The following is a 21,262-nucleotide window of genomic DNA, read 5'->3' on the forward strand; positions in this document are numbered from 1 at the left end:
GTGCACAGGCAGTGGATGGCGCGTGCTCGCATCCCTGTGGACGGTGAAAGATGACGAAAAGGTGAAGCCCGACCCACAGCTGTGGATCGGGCTGTGGACAGAGGCCGTCCTGTGGGCGGACGGGTCAGCGGGACTGCTGCTTGATCCGGTTCGTCAGCTCGGTGACCTGGTTGTAGATCGCCCGGCGCTCGGCCATGAGCTGGCGGATCTTCTTGTCCGCGTGCATGACGGTCGTGTGGTCACGCCCGCCGAACTGCTGGCCGATCTTGGGGAGCGAGAGGTCGGTGAGCTCGCGGCAGAGGTACATCGCGATCTGGCGAGCGGTGACGAGCACGCGCGAGCGGGACTGGCCCTGGAGGTCCTCGAGCGTGAGCCCGAAGTAGGCGGCCGTCTGCGCCATGATCGTCGCGCTCGTGATCTGGTTCGAGCTGTCGTGCGGGATGAGGTCCTTGAGCACGATCTCGGCGAGCGAGATGTCGACCGGCTGCCGGTTGAGGCTGGCGAAGGCCGTGACACGGATGAGCGCGCCCTCGAGCTCGCGGATGTTCGTCGTGATCCGCGAGGCGATGAACTCGAGGACGTCGTCGGGGACGCTGAGCCGCTCCTGGGCCGCCTTCTTGCGCAGGATCGCGATCCGGGTCTCGAGGTCGGGCGGCTGGACGTCGGTCATGAGCCCCCACTCGAACCGGCTGCGCATCCGCTCCTCGAAGCCGCTGAGCAGCTTCGGGGGCAGGTCGCTCGTGATGACGACCTGCTTGTTGGCGTTGTGGAGGGTGTTGAACGTGTGGAAGAACTCCTCCTGGGTCTGGACCTTGCCTTGGAGGAACTGGATGTCGTCGATGAGGAGCACGTCGACGTCGCGGTAGCGGCGCTGGAAGTTCGCCGCCTTGTCGTCGCGGATGCTGTTGATGAAGTCGTTGGTGAACTCCTCGGAGTTCACGTAGCGCACCTTGACGTGCGGGAAGAGGTTGCGGGCGTAGTGCCCGATGGCGTGGAGCAGGTGGGTCTTGCCCAGCCCTGACTCGCCGTAGATGAAGAGCGGGTTGTAGGCCTTGGCCGGCGTCTCCGCCACGGCGAGCGCGGCCGCGTTGGCGAAGCGGTTGCTCGCGCCGATGACGAAGGTGTCGAAGGTGTACTTCGGGTTGAGCCGGGTCAGCTCGACCTGCTCGGGGACGGCGGCGCCGGGGCGCGGTCGCAGGGCACCGGGCGAGCGGGTCTGCGTCGTGGCCGTGTCGGGCCGTGACCCGTGGTCCTCGTCGTCGGCGAGGGCGATGCCGTCGAGCTCGGCGCGCCGCTCGGCCCGGCGACCGTCGGCGTCACCGGCCGTGGGACCCCCGGGGAGAGCAACCGTGGGGGCACCGTGGTCCGACGGTGCGCCGTTCGCGAGACCGTTGAGGTGGTCGACCCCCGGTGCGGGGACCGGTTCGTGCGTCGCGAGCGGTGCGCCGTGGTCGGGGTCCGTGACTGCGTGGGCCGGCGGGTCCTGGACGGGGATGTCACCCAGGCTCTGGTCCACCGTGACGGCCAGCCGCACCGTGTGGCCGAGCTGTTGGCTGAGGGTGTCCGTCACCCGGTCGCGCAGCCGGGTCTCGACGATGTCCTTGGTGAAGTCGTTGGGCACCGCGATGAGCACCGTGTCGTCGAGGAGGCCGACGAGCTTGGCCAGCGAGAGGAAGGCGCGCTGCTGGACGGGGATCCCGTCGGAGTCGAGCGCGTCGAGCGTCGTGCGCCAGATCTGGTCCATCCCCGCGTCCGGCACCTGACCACACAACCTTTCGACGTTCCTCGTGCGCGTGTCCACAGAGTTGTCCACAGACTGTGGGTATGCGGGGTGACGCTAACAAGGGGTGAACCCCGCGGCAACCCGTCGCGGCGCGGTCTCGCCGTCGATGCGGGCGAGAGGCGGCGTGTCGGACACCGATGAGGCACGCGAGGTGGGAACCTAGTCGGTTCGACGTGAGACTGTCAGCGGTTTCGGTGAGTTTGACCCGGGGAGACGCTCTCCCGTACCGTTGACAAGCCTGTTGTGGCGGCCGTCGACGCCTGCCCGCAGCCCCGAACCAGCACCACCCTGACAGCCCCAGATCCTGCGTGTCCCACGCGTGGGTCGTCTCGTGAAGAGAGATGTGACGTGAGCAAGCGTACGTTCCAGCCCAACAACCGCCGCCGGGCCAAGACCCACGGCTTCCGCCTGCGCATGCGGACCCGTGCCGGCCGCGCCATCCTGGCTGCCCGTCGCCGCAAGGGTCGCGCCGAGCTCTCGGCCTGAGGCTTCGGTGCTGCCGGCGCCGAACCGACTGCGGACGCGGTCGGACTTCGCGTCGGCGATCCGCGCCCCCGGTGCGACGCGAGCGGGATCGAGGATCCTCGTGGTGCACGCCAACGTGACCGACTCTCGTGCGGGACTCCCGCCGCGGGTCGGTTTCGTCGTGTCCAGGGCCGTGGGCAACGCCGTGGTCCGCAACCGGACCAAGCGCCGGCTGCGCGCCATCGTCGCGAGCCGGCTGGACGGCATACCGACTGGTTGTGACATCGTCGTGCGCGCCCAGCCGGCGGCCGCCACAGCGACGTTCGCCCAGCTCTCTGATGCGCTGATTCCGTTGTTGCACAAGGCAATTGGCCGACTGGAGGTCGCCGGATGACGCTGGGTCAGGTCGCCGCCAAGCCGCTCGTGTGGCTCGTGCGCGCCTACCAGCTCGTCCTGTCGCCGCTGACCCCACCCAGCTGCCGCTACTACCCCTCCTGCTCCGCGTATGCCGTGACCGCCCTGAGCCGGCACGGCCTGTTCCGGGGAACCTGGCTGGCTGCTCGCCGGTTGGGCAGGTGTCACCCCTGGTCGCCCGGCGGGGTCGACCATGTCCCGCCGCTGCCGGGACAGCCGGATGACGGCGAGCTCGTCGCGCGCCACATCCCCCACGAGACCACCACCTGACCCACGCCCCGCGTGGGCCCATCCCCGGCGACGACGCCGGACCGACTGAAGGACAGCATGGGAGACTTCTTCAACAGCCTGCTCTACCCGATCGAGCTTCTCGTCGCGTGGATCATGTACGGCTTCCACCAGGCGTTCACGACCCTGGGACTCGACCCGGCGTCCGGCCTCGCCTGGGGCCTGTCGATCATCGGCCTCGTCATCGTCATGCGCGCCGCGATGATCCCGCTGTTCGTCAAGCAGATCAACGCCTCGCGGAAGATGCAGCTCATCCAGCCCGAGCTGCAGAAGATCCAGAAGAAGTACAAGGGCAAGACCGATCCCGAGTCGCGCCAGGCGATGACGCAGGAGACGATGGCGCTCTATCGCCAGGAGGGGACGAACCCCTTCTCCTCGTGCCTGCCGATCCTCGTGCAGTCACCCTTCTTCTTCGGTCTCTTCCGCGTCCTCAACGGTCTCGACGAGATCGGTGCCGGCACGAAGGAGAAGATCGGCCCGATCACCCAGTCGGTGGCCTCCCAGGCCGAGCAGGCCACGCTCTTCGGCGCCCAGCTCTCCGACACCTTCCTCGGTGCGAACAACACGGCGACCTACGTCGTGACGATCGTGCTCATCATCCTCATGTCGGCGACGACGTTCACGACGCAGCGCCAGCTCATGACGAAGAACATGCCGGCGTCGGCGCTCGACAACCCGTTCGCCAAGCAGCAGAAGCTCATCATGTACGTCATGCCGATCGTCTTTGCGGTCTCCGGCATCAACTTCCCGATCGGCGTCCTGCTCTACTGGTTCACGACGAACGTCTGGTCGATGACCCAGCAGTTCTACGTCATCCGCAAGATGCCGGCCCCCGGCTCGGCGGCCGAGAAGGCCCTCCACGAGCGTCTCGCCAAGCGCGGCAAGCCGATCCCGGGCGAGGCCGAGCGCAAGGCGGCCGAGGAGGCTGCGGCGGCCGAGGCTGCGGCGAAGGTCGGGCAGCGCACCCAGCCCAAGGGCAAGAAGCGCGCTAAGAAGAAGGGCGGTCAGGGCACCGTCACGCCCAAGCCCTCGCAGCAGGACAACTGAACCATTTCTGCCGCATCAGGTCCCTGACCTGCGACGATGCGGCCCCGGACCGGTCGACGCCGTCGTCGACCGCCATGAGAGGAACACCCCATGAGTGACGTCACCGACCAGGCCGTCGAGACCGACGAGGCCGACGAGAGCCAGGCTCCCGAGGCGACCGACACCGTCGACACGCCGGCGGCGGAGCCGGCCGCAGCCGCTCCCGCCGACCTCGAGAAGGAGGGGGAGGTCGCCGCCGACTTCCTCGAGAGCCTGCTCGACATCTGCGACCTCGACGGAGACATCGACGTCGACATCGATGGCGACCGTGCCGCTGTCGCCATCGTCGACTCCGAGGAGGGGCGCGTCCCCCGCCGTCTCGTCGGTGATAACGGCAAGGTGCTCGATGCCCTCCAGGAGCTGACCCGGCTCGCGGTCCAGTCCGCGACCGGACACCGCAGCCGTCTCATGCTCGACGTCGCCGGGCACCGGTCGGGTCGTCGCGCCGAGCTCGTCGAGATCGCCCGCGGGGCCATCGCCTCGGTCAAGGAGACCGGTGAGAACTGCTCGCTCGAGCCGATGACCGCCTTCGAGCGCAAGGTCGTGCACGACGAGGTCCTCGCCGCCGGCCTCTCCTCCGAGTCCGAGGGCGTGGAGCCGCGACGCCACGTCGTCGTCCTGCCCGCGTGAACGACGTTTCACGTGAAACGGTGACGGACGAGGAGTTCGACACCACCCCGCCAGCCGCACCTTCGGGTGCGGCTGCGGTGTTCGGGGACCGTATGCCGTCCGCCATCCGCTTCGTCGAGATCCTCGCCGACACGGGCGTGAGTCACGGCCTCATCGGCCCTCGCGAGGTGCCTCGGCTGTGGGAGCGCCACGTCCTCAACTGCGCCGTCATCGAGGACGCCTTCCCGCAGGACGCGAGGCTCATCGATGTCGGCTCGGGCGCCGGCCTCCCCGGCGTGGCTCTCGCCATCGCCCGCCCCGACCTCGACGTGCACCTCGTCGAGCCGATGCAACGGCGGACCGAGTGGCTCACCGCGACAGTGACCGACCTGGGGCTCGACAACGTCACCGTGCACCGCGGACGGGCCGAGGAGCTCGTCGGCGTCGTCAGCGCTCCGTGGGTGACCGCCCGCGCCGTGGCGCGGACGGCCAAGCTCGCCCGGTGGTGCGTCCCACTCCTCGACGGCCGCGGCACCGTCGTCGCGATGAAGGGACGCTCGGCCCAGGAAGAGCTCGACGCGGACCGTCGGGACCTCACGAAGCTCGGGCTCGTCGAGGCCGTCATCTCGGAGCACGGCGGGTCGGTCCTCGAGGAGCCGACGCTCACGCTGGACCTCTCGTTCGAACCGAAGGTGCGCAGGGCCGGATCATCCCGGAAGGGCTCACGCAAGCGCTGAACGCCGACTGTCTGCCGAGGCCCCGGTTCCCCTGAGGGAGCCGGGGCCTCGTCGCGTGAAGAGGGCTTCGAAGGTTCGGCGGGCGGTTCGTCGTTCTGCGATGGGCCCGGTCCTGGCGACGGGGGGATCGCGGACGCACGCATCGTGTTCCTCCGGCCAGGGTGGCTGGACGGACAGAGAGCGAGGCCTATCCGCGCCGCAGCCCCTGGGCCTCGCTCGAAGGGCAATTCGCACGCCAGGCGCAGACTGCGCCGCTCCCGACAGAGATCGGCACGCTCGGAAGGAACCGACCCTTGCCCGAAGAGGTCAGTGCGCTCCCTGGGAGCGTTGGCTTGGGCTCGAGGCCGAGACGTCACCCGTGTGGACGTGTTTCACGTGAAACACGTCAACGGCGGCACACCGAGCCTCAGTCCTTGACTGGGTGAGACAACACACGCACCACAGGGCAGAGCCGACGGCGACGCCCAGGTGCCGGCACAATCGGAGCCGGCGGCAGGGGACCGGCTGGGGCCGCCTGCTCTTCTCGCGTGGCTGTTGTCTCGGCGCGAACAGAGACCCCAGCGATGACGACCCAGCACCGGATGTGTGCATTCGCCCGTGGCGTCGGCCCCCGGTCGCCTCACCGTCGGATCCGCGGTGCGCCGACATGGACCTTGAGGTACGTGCCTGTCTCGGGGGCCTGGATGATGACCCACCCTCGGCGCGGGCCCCCAGATGACTGCGAAGGTGGGCACGTCCGCGGACGTCACGACAGGTGCCCTCATGCAGCCCGAACTGAAGGGACGTGCTCTCCGCATCACCCAGTCAGGGGCGAACTCGGCGGCCACACCGGCGCTGGACACAGTCGCGTACTGGGCAGCGGATCTGTCCATGGGCCGTGGCAGTCACACCACCCAAGCACCACACTTCCTGAGTGTGTCCCGGTGTGCGAAAGGGGTCACGGAGCTCTGTCCGCTCCCAACGAGTCATGCTGGGACCCTGTCGACCTCGGCGATGTTTCACGTGAAACATTGCGCCTTTAGCGCAATCTCACGACGGCGCGCGGGTCGGTTTGGCGTGTCGAGGGACGACGGGGTTGGATTGGCTGTTCCCGACCAACGACCGTGAGGTGGATCCCGACGATGGCAGTCGAGACCGAACGCCGTGTGACCCCAGGGCTGGGCTTCCCGGCGCTCCCCGGCTCCGAGACGACCCCGCTGGGGTGGCCGGGTGACGATGGCGTGGACCGCGGTGTTTCACGTGAAACGCCGAGGGCGTCTGGGGAGAGCGACCCCGAGCAGAGCGATGGCGACGGGAACGCCACGCCATCTGGCGCGCACGACGTGCCTGCGACGGCGCCCGTCAACGAGCAGGCCGACATACCGGCTCCCGCCGACACGCACCTCGTCACCGACGGGACCGCGACGGAGGACGTTTCACGTGAAACGGGGGAGCGGGACGGCACAGAGGCAGAGACGAGCGAGTCCCAGAAGGCTCAGGAGGCGCTGGCCAACGTCAACCGTGAGGCCTACGAGGACGTCGCCGACCTGCCCGCCGTCGGGGACGACACGCCACTGGCCATGGCCGTCGCCGAGGACGCCCGCAAGCGGATCACCCTCTCGGGTCGTGAGCTGCCCCGTCCTGCCGAGACCCGCGTGCTCACGGTCGCGAACCAGAAGGGTGGCGTCGGCAAGACGACGACGACCGTGAACGTCGCCGCGGCACTGGCCCAGGCGGGCGCGAAGGTGCTCGTCATCGACCTCGACCCGCAGGGCAACGCGAGCACGGCGCTGGGGATCGAGCACCACTCCGAGGTCGCGAGCATCTACGACGTCCTCGTCGACGGTGACCCGCTGGCCAAGGTCGTCCAGCAGTGCCCCGACGTGCCGAACCTCCTCTGCGCCCCGGCGACGATCGACCTGGCCGGCGCCGAGATCGAGCTCGTCTCGCTCGTCGCACGCGAGACGCGGCTCCAGAAGGCCGTGACGGCATACAGGGCTGAGCTTGCTGAGCGCGGCGAGAGCCTCGACTACGTCTTCGTCGACTGCCCGCCCAGTCTCGGGCTGCTCACGGTCAACGCCTTCGTCGCTGCGAGCGAGGTCTTCATCCCGATCCAGTGCGAGTACTACGCGCTCGAGGGTCTGTCACAGCTGCTCCGCAACATCGAGCTCATCCGGGACCACCTCAACCCGGCGCTCCACGTGTCGACGATCCTCCTCACGATGTACGACGGCCGCACCCGCCTGTCGGCGCAGGTCGCCGAGGAGGTTCGCAACCACTTCCCGGACCAGACCCTGCGGGCGACGGTGCCGCGGTCGGTGCGCATCTCCGAGGCGCCGAGCCATGGACAGACCGTCATGACCTACGACCCCAACAGCAGCGGCGCCCTCTCCTACCTCGAGGCCGCCTCCGAGATGGCCGCGCAGAACGCCGCCGAGAACAGCGAGGACCGTTCATGAGTGACAAGCGACGTGCCCTGGGCCGCGGCCTCGGAGCCCTCATCCCGCCGGGTGGAGGTGGCAGCACGACCCGACCCACGGACGTCTTCTTCAAGGAGCGCCCGGACGCACCCGCGGCCGGATCGGTGGCCACCGAGGAGCGCCCCACGGACGGTGCTGCCCCTGTCGACACCCACACCCAGGGTGCTCCGACGCCGGCCGACCTGCCGGCATCGTCGCAGGTCAGCGCCCCGAACGGCTCGACGACCGGCACCACCGAGGAAGCGTCGCCCTCGATGGCGACCCCGACCGACGAGCCCGACCTCGTCGCCGTCCCGGGTGCCCAGTTCGCCGAGGTGCCGCTCGACTCGATCCGCCCGAACCCGCGCCAGCCGCGCACCGTCTTCGACGAGGACGACCTCGCCGAGCTCGTCCACAGCATCCGGGAGATCGGGGTGCTCCAGCCGGTCGTCGTGCGACGCATCCCCGCGGACGCCACCGACGTCCCCGAGGGCGTCGAGTTCGAGCTCATCATGGGCGAGCGTCGCTGGCGGGCGAGCCGCGAGGCCGGCAAGGACTCCGTCCCGGCCATCATCAAGGCCACCGAGGACGACGACCTCCTGCGTGACGCGCTCCTCGAGAATCTCCACCGCAGCCAGCTCAACGCGCTCGAGGAGGCGGCGGCCTACCAGCAGCTCCTTGACGACTTCGGCTGCACCCAGGAGGAGCTCGCCGGTCGCATCGGCCGGTCACGCCCGCAGATCAGCAACACGCTGCGCCTGCTCAAGCTGCCCCCGATGGTGGCCCGTCGCGTCGCCGCCGGTGTCCTCTCCGCCGGGCACGCCCGCGCACTCCTTGGAGTCGGGGACGGCGCGGCCATGGAGCGGCTGGCCCAGCGGATCGTCGCCGAGGGACTGTCGGTGCGGTCGGTCGAGGAGATCGTCGCGCTCGGCGTCGAGGACGAGAAGCCGACCAAGCGCCGTCCGCGCGCGGGTGGTCGCCACCCACAGCTCGACGACATCGCCGCAGACCTGTCCGACCGGCTCGAGACGCGGGTCGGGATCGCCCTCGGCAAGAACCGCGGCAAGGTGACGATCGACTTCGCCTCCGTCGAGGACCTCAACCGGATCCTCGACGCGATGAACCTCCGCGGGGCACGCTGACGAGGGCCGAACAAGAGCGAATTCCGTTGTGCCACAGCGGGATTGAGTGACAACGACGAAGCCCCGGTCCAACAGGACCGGGGCCTCGTCGTCGTGGCCGACGGATCAGGCCAGGAAGGGCTCGAGCTCGCGCAGCAGAGCCGGCTTCGGCTTGGCGCCGACGATCGTCTTGACGATCTCGCCGTCCTTGTAGACGTGCATCGTCGGGATCGAGGTGATGCCGAGCTTGCCGGTGATCGCCGGGTTCTCGTCGGTGTTGAGCTTCACGACGTCGAGCTTGTCGGAGTGGTCACGCGCGATCTCCTCGAGGACGGGAGCGATCGCCTTGCACGGGCCACACCAAGGGGCCCAGAAGTCGACGAGGGTGACCTTGGAGTTCTTGACGACGTCGGCGTCGAACGAGGCGTCGTCGGTGGTGCGGGTGGCTCCCATGTGGGGGTCCTTCCTGGGGTCGGTGATGAGGAGTGGTCGGGGACGCGCGGATGCGCGGGTGGTCAGGGCGCGACGACGGCGGCGACGCGGGCCGCCTCCTGGGCGGGGGCGTGGTCCTGCTCGACCGCCGCGAGGAAGCGCTCGGCGTCGAGGGCGGCCGCACAGCCGGACCCGGCCGCCGTGATGGCCTGACGGTAGGTGTGGTCGACGAGGTCACCGCAGGCGAAGACGCCGGGCAGGTTGGTGCGCGTCGACCGGCCCTCGACGAGGACATAACCCTCGGTGTCGAGGTTGACGACGCCCTTGACGAGCTCGTTGCGCGGGTCGTGCCCGATGGCGATGAACAGGCCCGTGACGTCGAGGTCGCTCTCGACACCCGTGACCGTGTCGCGCAGCGTGACACCGGTGAGCTTGTCGCCACCGTTGACGGCGACGACCTCGCTGTTCCAGGCGAACCGGATCTTGTCGTTGGTGAGGGCGCGCTCGGCCATGATCTTCGAGGCGCGCAGCTCGTCGCGGCGGTGCACGATCGTCACCGAGCGGGCGAACTTCGTGAGGAAGGTGGCCTCCTCGACGGCGGAGTCGCCACCACCGACGACGGCGATGTCCTGGTCGCGGAAGAAGAAGCCGTCACACGTCGCACACCACGAGACGCCGTGGCCGGAGAGACGCTTCTCGTCGGGAAGCCCGAGCTCGCGGTAGGCCGAGCCCATCGCGAGGATGACCGAGCGGGCACGCCACGTGCGGCCCTCACCGTCGACGACCGACTTGATGTCGCCGTCGAGCGAGACCGAGGTGACGTCGTCGGTGACGAGCTCGGCGCCGAAGCGCTCGGCCTGGGCCCGCATCTGATCCATGAGGTCGGGTCCCATGATGCCGTCGCGGAAGCCGGGGAAGTTCTCGACCTCGGTCGTGTTCATGAGCGCGCCACCGGCGGTGACGGCGCCCTCGAAGAGGACCGGGTGGAGGTTGGCCCTGGCGGCGTAGACCGCCGCGGTGTAGCCGGCGGGGCCGGAGCCGATAATGATGACGTTGCGCACGTCCTGGCCGTCAGTCGTGTCGGCGGGGGAACTCACGAACACCGTCCCTTGTGTCTGTCATGGGGAACCACCGCTACATGCGGTGGTCAGGTGCAACCGATCCTAGGCGCTCGGGATTCCCGACACACCGCCCGACCCGCGGTCAGGGCAGCTCGACCGGACCCGCGAGGAGCGACGGGTTGCCGATCGAGCAGTCGCGACCGACCGCGTATGCCGTCCGCCCACCGCCGTGGGTCACGACGACGACCGCTGCCGGCTCGTCGTCGAACGGGGCGAGGTCGACGCGGGCGCCCGTCTCCTCGGGCAGGCCGAGGGCCACGAGGCACGACCGCACGCCGATCTCGGTGCCGATCGGGCCGATTCCGGGCGACTCCGCGGCGAGCGGTCCGGTTGGTGTCGACCCGGTGGTGGACGACACCTGCGCGGCGAACGAGGCGGTCGTGTAGCGACGCCCGGACATCGTGACGACGACCGGGCCGGGCACCGTCTGTCGCATCACGGGCGCGGTCTGGAGTGACTCGGGGGTGGTCGAGCCGCTGTCGGACCCGGCGGCACCCTCATCGGCCCGGCCACCCACCGAGCTGTCGGCCGAGGTCGACGCGTTGTCGCTGCTCGTGGCGAGGAGGCCGAGCTGGCCCGACGCCACCGCACCCCCACCGAGGAGGACGGCGGCGGCCACCGCGAGACGTGGGCCCGTGCGCGCCCACCACGATGGTCGGTCCGAGTCGGTGCCCGTCCGCGTTCCACGTGAAACGGCCGGTGCGGCAGCGTCCGCAGCGGGGACCGCATGAGCGGCGGGGAGCTCGGCGAGGGAGGACCGGATCCGGGCCACAAGGTCGTCGGGCATCGGTCCCGGGTCGGGGAGGCCGCGGAGCAGCTCCCGCATGCCCGTGGGGTCGGACTCGTCGTCGTGCAGGCTCACGCGCGCCTCCTCTCCTGGGTGGGGGACATCGACCCGCCGACGTCGCGGGCCGTCCGGGGCATGGTGGCCTCTCCCGGGTAGGACGTCATGCGCGCTCCCGAGGTTCCCGGCGTCCGTCGGCGAGGCCGCTGTCGGCGAGCAGAGCGGCGAGGGCCTCACGGCCCCGGGCGCACCGCGACTTCACCGTCCCGACCGCGACCTCGAGGACCTCCGCAGCCTCGGCGACCGGCATACCGTGCATGTCGACGAGGACGAGGGCGAGCCGCTGGTGCTCCGGGAGGGCAGCGAGGGCCGCGCGCACGTCGAGACCGGTCTCGGCCTCGCCGTGCCGGTCGTGCCGGTCGACGACGTCGATGTCGGCGACGTCCCCGGCGCGGCGGAGCACGTCGCGCTCACGCCGGAGCCTGTCGAGGCAGGCGTTGACGACGATGCGGTGCAACCAGGTCGAGACGGCGGCGTCGCCCCGGTAGGACGCTGCCCGGCGGAAGGCGTTGACGAAGCCGTCCTGCACGCAGTCGGCGGCCAGCTCGCGGTCGTTCGTCGTGCGGACGGCCACCGCCCACAGCCGGTCGCGGTGCCGGCGGAAGATCTCACCGAAGGCGTCGGGGTCGCCCTCGAGGTGCCGGGCCATGAGGGCGCGGTCCGAGGCGTCCTCGAGGCCGTCCATCTCAGTTCTTGACCTCGACCTAGCCGAGCACCGCGCGGTAGCGGCCGTTGTCGTCCTGGGTGAGCTTCGTGAACCACACGATGACGTACTGGCCCGCCGTGCCCTGCTTGACCGGGAACGTCACCGACCCGTCGGCCGAGCTCTTCTGGCCCACCCTCGTGGCGCCGCTCAGTGTCCTGTCGCCGGCGACGTAGACCTCGACGTCGGCGGTGTTGCCGAGCGTGAGGGTGATGCTGCGGGCCGCGACGTTGGGGCCGAGGTCGACGATGACGCCAACGCCCTGCTTGAGCCCACCGAGCGCGGCCGAGCCGTAGCCCTCCGACTGCCAGGCCGTCTCGGGGTTGCCGTCGAAGACGCGGGGGGCGCGCGTGCCGTTCTCCCGCCCGTCGCCCTGAGGGTCGAACCCGTCCGCGGCGAGGATCTGGAGCTTCTCGCCACCGGCGCTGGGGGAGGCGCCCGCGGAGGGAGTGCCGCTCGCCTGGGCGGAGGTGCTCGGGCTCCTGGCGGGGACGCCGCCGAAGTCGAGGTCGGTGTTGGACCCGATCTTCATCACGCCGATGATGCCCACGATGAGCGCGAGGACGAGGAAGCCCGCGACGATGCCGAGAGCGAGCTTGGACTCGTCCTTGGTGAGCGGCTCGGCCGGGACGAGCGGTGCGGGCGGCTCGAGCGAGATGTCGACACCGGTGCCGGGACGGACCCGCTCTCCGTCGGCCGTGAGGCCGGGTGCGTTCGGAGCGGTGATGCGCTCGCGGAACCCACGGCGCTCGGCGACCTTCTCGGTGGCTCGCTCGCTCACCTGGCGACCGAACGTGCCGACCCGCGACCCCGCCCGGCTCATGGCGCCGGCCACGGCCGCACCAGCACCCGCCATCGCAGCACCCGCGGCGGCTGCTGCCGCGGCGGCCGGTGTCGGGCCCGGGTCCCGCTCGTCGTCGCGGTCCTCAGCGCCCTCGGCGCGCTCGCGTCGCGCCGGGGCCGGGACGACGGGCAGCACGGCGGTGCTGTCGGCCCCGCTCGAGGAACCGGAGCCCGGCTCGTCGCTGGTCCGGGGCTGGAACGTGGGAGCCGCGGAGGACCGGTCGGGAACCGCGATCGCCTCGGTCGCGGGCGTGCCCACGGCGCTGCGGTCGATGACCCGCGTGGGGGAGTCGTCGTCGAAGACCTCGATCTCGTGCGTGGGCTCGTCGTCGGCCTCCACGGCCCCGTGGCCGTCCCGCTCCCGGTCGGCGGCATCCGGGACCGGCCCGGCACCGGCCGCCGCTCTCGGCGTCTCCGGCTCCGGCCTGCCCGCTGCCGCGGGCTCCAGGGCGGGAGGGGCGACCGGTGCGGCCGGTGCCACCGGTGCGACCGTGCTGGCCGCGGTGAGCGAGGCGGGCACTCGCGGGTCGACTGCACCCGTCGTCGCGATCGTCGAGCGGCCGGCGACCTGGCGCGAGGGCCACGGAGCGATCTGACGCGCGAAGTCACCCGGCGAGGTCGGTCCCTGGTCGTCACCGAGCGTGAGCCGGCAGAGCGCGTCGAGGTCGCGGGGCACGCCGGCGGCGATCTCCGAGGGTGCGGCGACCCCGCCGAGGACGCGGGGGGCGGACCCGAGCGACGTCTCACCGTCACCGGGCCACAGACCGGTGAGGCCGGCATACGCGAGGGAGACGACACCGATGGCGTCGCGTCGGGAGGCGTCCTCGGACTCGACGTCGTCGAGCTCGACGATGGCGGCACTCGTGGCGACGCCGCGGAGGCGGACCTCCCCGTCGGTCGTGCGCAGGACGTCCTCGGGCCGCAGGTCGAGGTGGTGCAGCCCGCGCTGGCGGGCGGACTCGAGAGCGGTGGCGACCTCGCCGACGATCCGGCGGACCTCGTCGGCGGGGATGCCGCCCTCGTGGACGAGCTGGGCCAAGGACCGGGAGTCGGCCACGTCGCTCTCGACGACCCAGGCCACTCCGCGCTCGCGGCCGACGTCGAGGACGCGGTGCAGCGTGGGCGTGTCGAGACTCGCGGCTCGGCGGCCGGCGTCGAGGACGGCACTCGCGCGGTGGTCGGAGTCGGGCAGGCACAGCACGACGACCGAGCGCCCCAGCGTGGTGTCGTCGGCGGTCCATCGCTCACACCCGTGGCGCTGCTCGATCCTGCGCTGGGTGGTGTACCGCCCGTCGAGGGTGGTTCCGGGTCCGACGCCCTCCAACGGGTGCCCCTTCCGCTCGGGTAGTGGCGACCATCCTAGGCGGGCCACCGCTCCGGTCCCGGTTCAGTCTCCGGCGAGCCGCTGCCAGGCCAGACGCGCGATCCGGCGCTCGTTGGGGAAGGTGAGGTGGCGGTGCGCGTCGCGCAGCGGGAACCACGCGACGTCGATCGCCTCGTGGTCCGGGTCGTTCTCGATCGTGAGGTCGCCACCGACCGCCTCGAGGAGGTAGTGGTGGACGTACTTGTGGATCCGGCGCTCGCCGACCGCGAACCAGTAGTCGATGGTCCCCAGCTCGATGAGGACGTTGCCCTGTATGCCGGTCTCCTCGGCGACCTCGCGGGCGGCGGTCTGCGGGAGGGTCTCGGCACCCTCGATGTGTCCCTTGGGCAGGCACCACTCGACGCGGCCGGCCCGGTTGCGCCGGGCGATGACCGCGATGACCGCCTCGCCGTCCTGGACGTCGACGACGACGCCGCCGGCGGAGCGCTCCTCGACCGCGGGGAGCCGCCGGAAGACCCGGGGCGGCTCGGCTGCGGCGTGACTCATCTGGTCACTCTAACCACGACGGTCCCGACGCCACCTCGCGTGCGGACGGCGGCGGCCGTCACGGTCGGGGCGCGACACACCGGGTGCCGACCACCCCGGTCGTATGCTCGCGCCGTGCCACTGGACCTCGACGGCGACCTCTTCGACATCGCCACGTCGCTGGCCGGCCTCCTCGGGGCGCCGGTGACGATCGAGGACCGTGACACCATCGTCATCGCGTTCTCCGGAGGCGACCAGGACGTCGACGAGGCCAGGATCAGCACGATCCTCGGCCGCCAGGTGCCGCTGAGGTACCGCGAGGCCATCGCCGCCACGGGGGTCTTCGACCGGCTGCGGACCTCCGACGAGGTCATCACCGTCGACCTGCCGGCCGAGGAGATGGTGGCGCGCGCCGTCGTCGCGGTGCGGGACGAGGGGGTGCTCGTCGGCTCGATCTGGGCCGCCATCCCGGGCGGTCCCAGCCCGGCCCAGGTCGCCACGCTCGTCGAGGCCGCCCCGCTCGTGGCCCGTCGGCTGCGTGCGGAGCAGGCGCTCGCCGACCGCGGGCGACGTGAGCGCACCCACCTCGTCACGACGTTGCTCGCGGGTGGTGACGCCGCCGACGAGGTCGCCGCCGACCACACGATGACCGGGAGGTGGGTGGCGGTCTCGATCCGAGGACCCGAGGCGGCGCGCCGTGCCCTGGGCCCGCTCACCCTGCACCTGTCGGCCGTGGCTCCGACGGCGCTGTGCGCGGGCATCGACCGCGGGATCCTCGGGGTCCTGCCCGCGGACCCGGCCCGCCGGATCCTCGACGACTTCCTGCGTCGTTTCGGTGGCGGGGACCAGCTCGTCGTGGGTCTGGGCGCCCCCACGGAGGCCGGCAACCTGGCCGAGTCCCGGATCGTCGCCGACCAGGTCGCGGAGGCGCTCGCACGCCGCGGGCGCACCGGTGAGGTCGCCGCCCTCGAGGACGTCTTCGCCGACGTCCTCGTCGACCGGCTCGACGGGTTCCTCAAGCGACACGGCGGCTCGGGCCCACTCGCCCGCCTGCGCGAGCACGACCGCCTCCACGAGAGCGGGCTCGTCGACGCCGTGCGGGCCTTCCTGGACGCCGGCGAGGTGAGTGCAGCCGCCACCGCCCTCACCGTGCACCCCAACACCGTGCGCAACCGGCTGCGCAAGGCGCGCGAGGCGTGCGGCGTGGACGTCGCGGACCCCGCGACCCGCCTCGCCCTCATGGTCGACCTGCGCTCCCGGCGCTAGTCGACCGCCGCACGGGACCGGGGGCCCTTGGCCGATCGCACAACGGTCGCCTCGCAACCGTGGCCTTTCGGGCACAGACGCCGGTGCCGGACCGGACCAGACTTCGGAGGCATGGCACAGCAACCCCAGCACGTGGTCGTCGTCGGCGCCGGCATGGTGGGTCTCTCCACCGCCTGGTACCTCCAGGAGCAGGGCGTCACCGTCACGGTGCTCGACTCCGAGGGAGTCGCCGCCGGCTCGTCGTGGGGCAACGCCGGCTGGCTCGCACCCGCGCTGACCCTGCCGCTCCCCGAGCCCGCGATCCTCAAGCAGGGCATCCTCGCGACGCTCAGGCCGGACTCACCGGTCTACGTGCCCGTCCGGGCCGACCGGCGCCTCGTCCAGTTCCTTGCCGGCTTCGCACGCCACTGCACCCCCGGCCACTGGAACAAGGCCATCGAGGTCTTCAACCTCGCCAACGCCGGCGCCCTGTCGGCCTTCGACGCGCTCACCGAGCACGAGGGCACCGGTCGCGTGGAGGAGCCCACGCTCGACGCCGAGCCGTTCCTCGCCGGGTTCGTCAGCGAGGCCGACCGGTCGGTCCTCGTCGAGGAGTTCCGCCACGTCGCCGCGACCGGCGGACTCACCGACTTCGAGCTGCTCGACCGGGACGCGCTGCATACCCTGGCGCCGTCGCTCGGCGACGCCGTGACGCACGGGGTCCGTCTCCACGGCCAGCGCTACCTCAACCCCGGCCGGTTCGTCCACGCGCTCGCGGACGCCGTCGTGGCCCGCGGTGGTGAGATCGCCACGGGGCAGCGCGTCGCGGACGTCACGCAGCGGGGCACCGAGGTCCGCGTCACCCTCGCGAACGGGGAGTCGGTCGTCGCCGACTCCGTCGTCCTCGCGAACGGCAGCTGGGTCGGGGGACTCGCGCGGGCACACGGCATACGCAAGGTCGTCCAGGCGGGGCGCGGCTACAGCTTCACCGTGCACCCCGACCAGGTGCCGACCGGACCGGTCTACTTCCCGACGCAGCGGGTGGCCTGCACGCCGCTCGGCAAGCCCGAGGAGGGCCTGCGAGTCGCTGGGATGATGGAGTTCCGCCGCCCCGACGACCCGCTCGACCCGCGCCGGGTCAAGGCCATCGTCGACGCCGCCACACCCATGTTCAAGGGTGTCGACTGGTCGCAGCGGCACGACGAGTGGGTCGGCTCGCGCCCGTGCACCACGGACGGCCTGCCGCTCGTCGGCGCCAGCCGCTCGGACCGCGTCTTCGTCGCGGGAGGCCACGGCATGTGGGGCGTCGCGCTCGGTCCGCTCACGGGGAGGCTCCTCGCTGGTGCGATGACCGGCACGTCGAGCGCCGACGACCGGGCCCTGCTCACCGCGTTCGACCCGCTGCGTCCCTAGGCGTCGATCCGCGGCCGGACCGGCCGTGTGCTCGCGACACCTATCCTTGGTCGTCGTGTCGTCCTCTCCGCCTCCCGCCGCGCTCATGAAGCAGGCCGTCTCCCGGCTCGCTCCCGTGCTGCCCCTGCTCACCGACATCGGGGAGCGGTTCACCGCAGCGGGGCACGAGCTGGCCCTCGTCGGCGGCCCGGTGCGAGATGCGTTCCTCGGGCGGACGCCGCCCGACCTCGACTTCACGACGAGCGCCTCGCCCGACGAGACCGAGGCAATCCTGCGCGCGTGGGGCTCGTCGACGTGGGACGTGGGCCGGGAGTTCGGCACCATCGGCGCGGTCCGCCGCGAGGGCGGGTCCGAGACGACGGTCGAGGTGACGACCTACCGCGCCGACGCCTACGACGGGGTGACCCGCAAGCCCGTCGTCGCGTTCGGGGAGTCGCTCGAGGAGGACCTCGTCCGCCGCGACTTCACCGTCAACGCGATGGCCCTGCGACTGCCGAGCCTCGAGTTCGTCGACCCCCACGGCGGCCTGGCGGACCTCGGCACCAGGCAGCTGCGCACGCCCTCGGCACCCGAGGTGAGCTTCGGCGACGACCCGCTGCGGATGATGCGCGCCGTGCGCTTCGTCGCGCAGCTCGGGCTCGCACCCGCGCCCGAGGTCCTGACGGCGATGCGCGCCATGGCGTCCACGATCGAGATCGTCTCGGCCGAGCGGGTGCGGGACGAGCTCGTCAAGCTGCTCCTCGCGCCGGCGCCCCGCCCCGGCCTCGAGCTGCTGGCCGAGAGCGGCCTCGCGGCCCACGTCCTGCCCGAGCTGCCCGCACTCAAGCTCGAGGTCGACGAGCACCACCGCCACAAGGACGTCTACGTCCACTCGCTCATCGTGCTCGACCAGGCCATCGCCCTCGAGGGCCCGGCCGACGGACCACCCGACTCGGTGCCCGGCCCCGACCTCTGGCTGCGGCTCGCCGCACTGCTCCACGACATCGGCAAGCCCGCCACGCGCCGGTTCGAGCCGGGTGGCGGCGTGAGCTTCCACCACCACGAGGTCGTCGGCGCCAAGCTCACCGCGAAGCGGCTCAGAGCCCTGCGGTTCGACAAGGAGACGGTCAAGGCCGTCGCCCGGCTCGTCGAGCTGCACCTGCGCTTCCACGGCTACGGCGACGGGCAGTGGACCGACTCGGCCGTGCGCCGCTACGTCACCGACGCCGGCCCGCTCCTCCAGCGGCTGCACCGCCTCACCCGCGCGGACTGCACGACCCGCAACGTCCGCAAGGCCCAGCGGCTCTCGCGCACCTACGACGAGCTCGAGGCCCGCATCGAGGAGCTCATGGCCGCCGAGGAGCTCGCCGCGGTCCGACCCGAGCTCGACGGCAACGAGATCGCCGAGGTCCTCGGCATCCGCCCGGGCCCGGTGCTCGGCCGCGCCTACAAGCACCTCCTCGCCGTCCGGCTCGACGAGGGCCCCATCGGGCGGGAGGCCGCCACCGAGCGGCTCCGCTCCTGGTGGGCCGAGCAGCCGGAGTCCGACCCCTCCTGACCAGCAGCGACGGGGAGTCCTCCCCATCGTGCCGACCGCGCCGACCCGGCTAGGCTGGTTCGGCTCCTGCAGCGCACCCGCGAGGGTGCCGTTTCCCGTCCCCATGGAGGTGGCCCGATGCCCACGGTGGGCCATCCCAGCGCCCTCAGCCCGGCCTATCCGCGCATCGAGCTCACGCTGCCCGACGACTGGACCGTCGAGCCCGGCGGCGACGCGCTCCTGCGTGCCGTCCACGGCAGGGGAGGCGACCTCGCTCCGGAGCTCACGGCATACGTCCACACGTCGCGCGAGGCGAGCACCGACGACCTCGTCGACGACCTCGCGGCCCAGGCCGGCGAGCACGACGAGGGCGAGGCGGACGAGACCTTCGTCGTCGACCTCGAGGGCCGAGAGTGGACCGGGCTCAACGTGTCGTGGATCGAGGACGGCGAGCCGGTCTACCTCGTGCACCTCGTCACCGCGGTCGAGGCGGGCGAGGTCGTGCAGCTCGTGCGGGTCACCGGCCGCATCGCCGGGCCCGACTCCGAGCAGGACTACGAGACCGTCCAGTCGATCCTCGAGACGGCGGTCGTCGACCCGATGGGCGGCGGCGCGTGAGCGGCCGGCACTACGCCTCGCTCACCGGACCCGACGTCCGGATCCGCTCCGGCGCGGCCACGCACGTGGGCCGGGTCCGCAACCACAACGAGGACGCGCTCATCGCCGAGGGACTCGTCTACGCCATCGCCGACGGGATGGGCGGGCACGCCGCGGGAGAGGTCGCGAGCGGCATCGCGGTCCGGCTCCTCGGTGAGCTCAACACCCGCACGCACGTGCGCTCCGAGGACGTCGTCGCCCTCCTGCGCCGCGTCAACGGCAACATCCTCGAGTCGGCCGCCCGCAACCCCGAGCAGACCGGCATGGGCACGACGGTCGCCGGGCTCACCGTCGTGGACGCCGGGGGCGCCGACCACTGGATCGTCTTCAACGTCGGTGACTCGCGCGTCTACCGCTTCCTCGGCAACCGGATGAGCCTCGTGACCCAGGACCACTCCGAGGTCCGCGAGATGGTCGACGCCGGCATCATCACGGCCGAGGAGGCGCTGCGCCACCCGCTCCGCAACATCATCACCCGCTCCCTCGGCACCGACCCGGGGCCCAACGCGGACGTCTGGGTCTTCCCCCCGCACCCGGGCGAGCGCTTCGTCCTGTGCAGCGACGGCCTGTCCAACGAGGTCGACGACCGGACGATCATGGTGGCCCTGCAGAAGTACGACGACCCGCAGGAGGTCGCGGACTCCCTGTGCCGGGCCGCCCTCGACAACGGTGGACGTGACAACATCAGTGTCGTCGTCGTCGCCTTCGACTCGGACGAGGATGACAACGACGAGGCCGACACCGCGCCGCGTCACACCCTGATGCCGACCTGAGGACGAACACCGTGAGCAGCACCGAGGTCACGACCCGGACCCCCGCGGGCTGGGTCTCTCTGTCCGCGGGTGAGCGCCACCTCCTCGTGCAGGGATCCGCGGCCTTCGCCGACGACCTGCGCGGCCCGCTCGGGGCCGGTGTCGCCGAGGTGCTCGAGGCCCTCTCGCGCGACGGCCTGCGCGCCCTCCCCGACTTCGCGCTCGTCGACTCCTCGGGTGAGCAGGCGCGCGTCGTCGTGCGCGGCGCGGCGGTCGTGCGCGCCGACGGTGACGACGTCACCGCAGAGGCCCGTATGCCGTGGCGCGACCTCGACGTCGCGGCCTCCGCTCTCGAGCTGGCCGGCCCCGGTGGCCGGGGCGGGTGGAAGAAGCCGCGCCGGCTCGGTCGTCCGGTCGTGGCCGCCGCGGCGCCGGAGGCCGCTGCCGGTCCGGAGGCCGCTGTCGATCCGGAGCCCGCTGCCGAGCCTGAGCCGACTCCCGAATCGGACGTTGCCCCCGAACAGGAGCCGACTCCAGAGCCAGAGCCGGCGCCCGCACCGACGCTCGAGGCGGAGCCGGACGGGCAGCCGGACGCCAGGTCGGTGTCCGAACCCGAGCTCGTGCCTGACCCCGAGCCGCAGGCCCCTCCCGTGCCGCCGGCCGACCTCACCCTGCCGCCGTCGGAGGAGTACGCCGGCGCCGCCCCCGCCGAACGGGTGGTCCCCGAGCCCGCACCGCAGCCGGAGAAGAAGGTCCTCATCGACAGCGTGCCGTGGCGCACCCTGCCCGAGGGCGACCGGTCCTCCGAGCCCGCCGCCGCGCAGCCTGCCCCACCCGCGGACGTCCCAGCGCCCCCGCCACCCGGCCAGCAGGTCCCCGACGCCGCCGACGGCCCGACCGGACCGGACAACTGGGGCCTCACCGGCCCGTCCCCCATGGCCGCCGG

20 protein-coding genes and 1 pseudogene are annotated in these 21,262 nt (G+C 71.7%); 14 read left to right on the plus strand and 7 right to left on the minus strand.

Going from position 1 to position 21,262, the window contains the following annotated elements:
- Window positions 1-124: 124 nt before the first annotated feature.
- The gene (gene dnaA / locus N798_RS03870; protein WP_035946395.1) at window positions 125-1,744 is read right to left on the minus strand and encodes a chromosomal replication initiator protein DnaA; all 1,620 of its coding nucleotides are present in this window, start codon (window positions 1,742-1,744) and stop codon (window positions 125-127) included.
- Window positions 1,745-2,131: 387 nt separating this feature from the next.
- On the opposite strand from dnaA, the gene rpmH reads away from it, so the two are divergent.
- The 8 genes from rpmH (at window position 2,132) to N798_RS03910 (ending at window position 8,962) form a co-directional block, all read left to right on the plus strand.
- Window positions 2,132-2,269, plus strand: coding sequence for a 50S ribosomal protein L34 (rpmH, locus tag N798_RS03875; protein ID WP_010849920.1), 138 nt, complete (start codon window positions 2,132-2,134; stop codon window positions 2,267-2,269).
- 7 nt (window positions 2,270-2,276) lie between these two features.
- Window positions 2,277-2,642, plus strand: a complete 366-nt coding sequence (rnpA, locus tag N798_RS03880) for a ribonuclease P protein component (RefSeq protein ID WP_035946396.1) — start codon at window positions 2,277-2,279, stop codon at window positions 2,640-2,642.
- A complete protein-coding gene (yidD, locus tag N798_RS03885; protein ID WP_035946397.1) occupies window positions 2,639-2,932 on the plus strand; it encodes a membrane protein insertion efficiency factor YidD in 294 nt (97 codons plus the stop codon). Before rnpA ends, yidD begins: the two co-directional genes overlap by 4 nt.
- A 57-nt stretch (window positions 2,933-2,989) precedes the next feature.
- Window positions 2,990-3,997, plus strand: coding sequence for a membrane protein insertase YidC (gene yidC, locus N798_RS03890; protein ID WP_035946399.1), 1,008 nt, complete (start codon window positions 2,990-2,992; stop codon window positions 3,995-3,997).
- A 90-nt stretch (window positions 3,998-4,087) separates the two neighbouring features.
- On the plus strand, window positions 4,088-4,666 hold the full coding sequence (locus tag N798_RS03895) for a Jag family protein (RefSeq protein WP_035946400.1): 579 nt from the start codon (window positions 4,088-4,090) through the stop codon (window positions 4,664-4,666).
- Window positions 4,667-4,686: 20 nt separating this feature from the next.
- On the plus strand, window positions 4,687-5,382 hold the full coding sequence (rsmG, locus tag N798_RS03900; RefSeq protein WP_035946401.1) for a 16S rRNA (guanine(527)-N(7))-methyltransferase RsmG: 696 nt from the start codon (window positions 4,687-4,689) through the stop codon (window positions 5,380-5,382).
- Between the two features lie 1,526 nt (window positions 5,383-6,908).
- The gene (locus N798_RS03905) at window positions 6,909-7,820 is read left to right on the plus strand and encodes a ParA family protein (protein WP_035946442.1); all 912 of its coding nucleotides are present in this window, start codon (window positions 6,909-6,911) and stop codon (window positions 7,818-7,820) included.
- Window positions 7,817-8,962 carry a ParB/RepB/Spo0J family partition protein gene (locus tag N798_RS03910; RefSeq protein ID WP_035946402.1) on the plus strand — a complete coding sequence of 382 codons (1,146 nt, stop codon included), beginning with the start codon at window positions 7,817-7,819 and terminating at the stop codon, window positions 8,960-8,962. The genes N798_RS03905 and N798_RS03910 overlap by 4 nt, the downstream gene beginning before the upstream one ends.
- Before the next feature lie 105 nt (window positions 8,963-9,067).
- Here the strand turns inward: N798_RS03910 and trxA are convergent, their stop codons facing one another.
- From trxA to N798_RS03940, 6 genes are all read right to left on the minus strand, one after another.
- A complete protein-coding gene (gene trxA, locus N798_RS03915; RefSeq protein WP_035946403.1) occupies window positions 9,068-9,394 on the minus strand; it encodes a thioredoxin in 327 nt (108 codons plus the stop codon).
- Between the two features lie 62 nt (window positions 9,395-9,456).
- Window positions 9,457-10,476, minus strand: coding sequence for a thioredoxin-disulfide reductase (trxB, locus tag N798_RS03920; protein ID WP_052116888.1), 1,020 nt, complete (start codon window positions 10,474-10,476; stop codon window positions 9,457-9,459).
- Window positions 10,477-10,576: 100 nt separating this feature from the next.
- Window positions 10,577-11,356 carry a hypothetical protein gene (locus N798_RS03925; RefSeq protein WP_035946404.1) on the minus strand — a complete coding sequence of 260 codons (780 nt, stop codon included), beginning with the start codon at window positions 11,354-11,356 and terminating at the stop codon, window positions 10,577-10,579.
- A gap of 85 nt (window positions 11,357-11,441) precedes the next feature.
- Window positions 11,442-12,023: an RNA polymerase sigma factor SigM gene (gene sigM, locus N798_RS03930; protein WP_035946405.1), complete on the minus strand. Its 582-nt coding sequence runs from the start codon at window positions 12,021-12,023 to the stop codon at window positions 11,442-11,444.
- Between the two features lie 19 nt (window positions 12,024-12,042).
- Entirely contained in the window at window positions 12,043-14,208 is a 2,166-nt protein-coding gene (locus N798_RS03935) for a hypothetical protein (protein WP_035946407.1), read from the minus strand.
- A gap of 63 nt (window positions 14,209-14,271) precedes the next feature.
- Complete coding sequence (locus N798_RS03940) at window positions 14,272-14,754, minus strand: NUDIX hydrolase (RefSeq protein ID WP_035946409.1); 483 nt, start codon at window positions 14,752-14,754, stop codon at window positions 14,272-14,274.
- A 114-nt stretch (window positions 14,755-14,868) separates the two neighbouring features.
- Here N798_RS03940 and N798_RS03945 point away from each other — a divergent pair, with 114 nt between their 5' ends.
- From N798_RS03945 to N798_RS03970, 6 genes and pseudogenes are all read left to right on the plus strand, one after another.
- On the plus strand, window positions 14,869-15,999 hold the full coding sequence (locus tag N798_RS03945) for a PucR family transcriptional regulator (protein ID WP_052116889.1): 1,131 nt from the start codon (window positions 14,869-14,871) through the stop codon (window positions 15,997-15,999).
- Between the two features lie 111 nt (window positions 16,000-16,110).
- Window positions 16,111-17,391, plus strand: coding sequence for an NAD(P)/FAD-dependent oxidoreductase (locus tag N798_RS03950; protein WP_035946410.1), 1,281 nt, complete (start codon window positions 16,111-16,113; stop codon window positions 17,389-17,391).
- 85 nt (window positions 17,392-17,476) lie between these two features.
- Window positions 17,477-18,928, plus strand: a complete 1,452-nt coding sequence (locus N798_RS03955; RefSeq protein ID WP_035946411.1) for a CCA tRNA nucleotidyltransferase — start codon at window positions 17,477-17,479, stop codon at window positions 18,926-18,928.
- 117 nt (window positions 18,929-19,045) lie between these two features.
- On the plus strand, window positions 19,046-19,525 hold the full coding sequence (locus N798_RS03960) for a hypothetical protein (protein WP_035946412.1): 480 nt from the start codon (window positions 19,046-19,048) through the stop codon (window positions 19,523-19,525).
- Complete coding sequence (locus N798_RS03965) at window positions 19,522-20,337, plus strand: PP2C family protein-serine/threonine phosphatase (protein ID WP_035946414.1); 816 nt, start codon at window positions 19,522-19,524, stop codon at window positions 20,335-20,337. Before N798_RS03960 ends, N798_RS03965 begins: the two co-directional genes overlap by 4 nt.
- Before the next feature lie 11 nt (window positions 20,338-20,348).
- Window positions 20,349-21,262 (plus strand): annotated as a pseudogene (locus tag N798_RS03970) (hypothetical protein); the annotation flags it as partial.

The sequence above is a fragment of the Knoellia flava TL1 genome (assembly GCF_000768675.1).
GTDB lineage: Bacteria > Actinomycetota > Actinomycetes > Actinomycetales > Dermatophilaceae > Knoellia > Knoellia flava.

Coding starts and splice junctions, on each gene's coding strand:
- dnaA (WP_035946395.1), bottom strand. CDS start 1,744: ATGGACCAGATCTGGCGCACGACGCTCGACGCGCTCGACTCCGACGGG.
- yidD (WP_035946397.1), top strand. CDS start 2,639: ATGACGCTGGGTCAGGTCGCCGCCAAGCCGCTCGTGTGGCTCGTGCGC.
- yidC (WP_035946399.1), top strand. CDS start 2,990: ATGGGAGACTTCTTCAACAGCCTGCTCTACCCGATCGAGCTTCTCGTC.
- N798_RS03895 (WP_035946400.1), top strand. CDS start 4,088: ATGAGTGACGTCACCGACCAGGCCGTCGAGACCGACGAGGCCGACGAG.
- N798_RS03910 (WP_035946402.1), top strand. CDS start 7,817: ATGAGTGACAAGCGACGTGCCCTGGGCCGCGGCCTCGGAGCCCTCATC.
- trxA (WP_035946403.1), bottom strand. CDS start 9,394: ATGGGAGCCACCCGCACCACCGACGACGCCTCGTTCGACGCCGACGTC.
- sigM (WP_035946405.1), bottom strand. CDS start 12,023: ATGGACGGCCTCGAGGACGCCTCGGACCGCGCCCTCATGGCCCGGCAC.
- N798_RS03940 (WP_035946409.1), bottom strand. CDS start 14,754: ATGAGTCACGCCGCAGCCGAGCCGCCCCGGGTCTTCCGGCGGCTCCCC.
- N798_RS03950 (WP_035946410.1), top strand. CDS start 16,111: ATGGCACAGCAACCCCAGCACGTGGTCGTCGTCGGCGCCGGCATGGTG.
- N798_RS03955 (WP_035946411.1), top strand. CDS start 17,477: ATGAAGCAGGCCGTCTCCCGGCTCGCTCCCGTGCTGCCCCTGCTCACC.
- N798_RS03960 (WP_035946412.1), top strand. CDS start 19,046: ATGCCCACGGTGGGCCATCCCAGCGCCCTCAGCCCGGCCTATCCGCGC.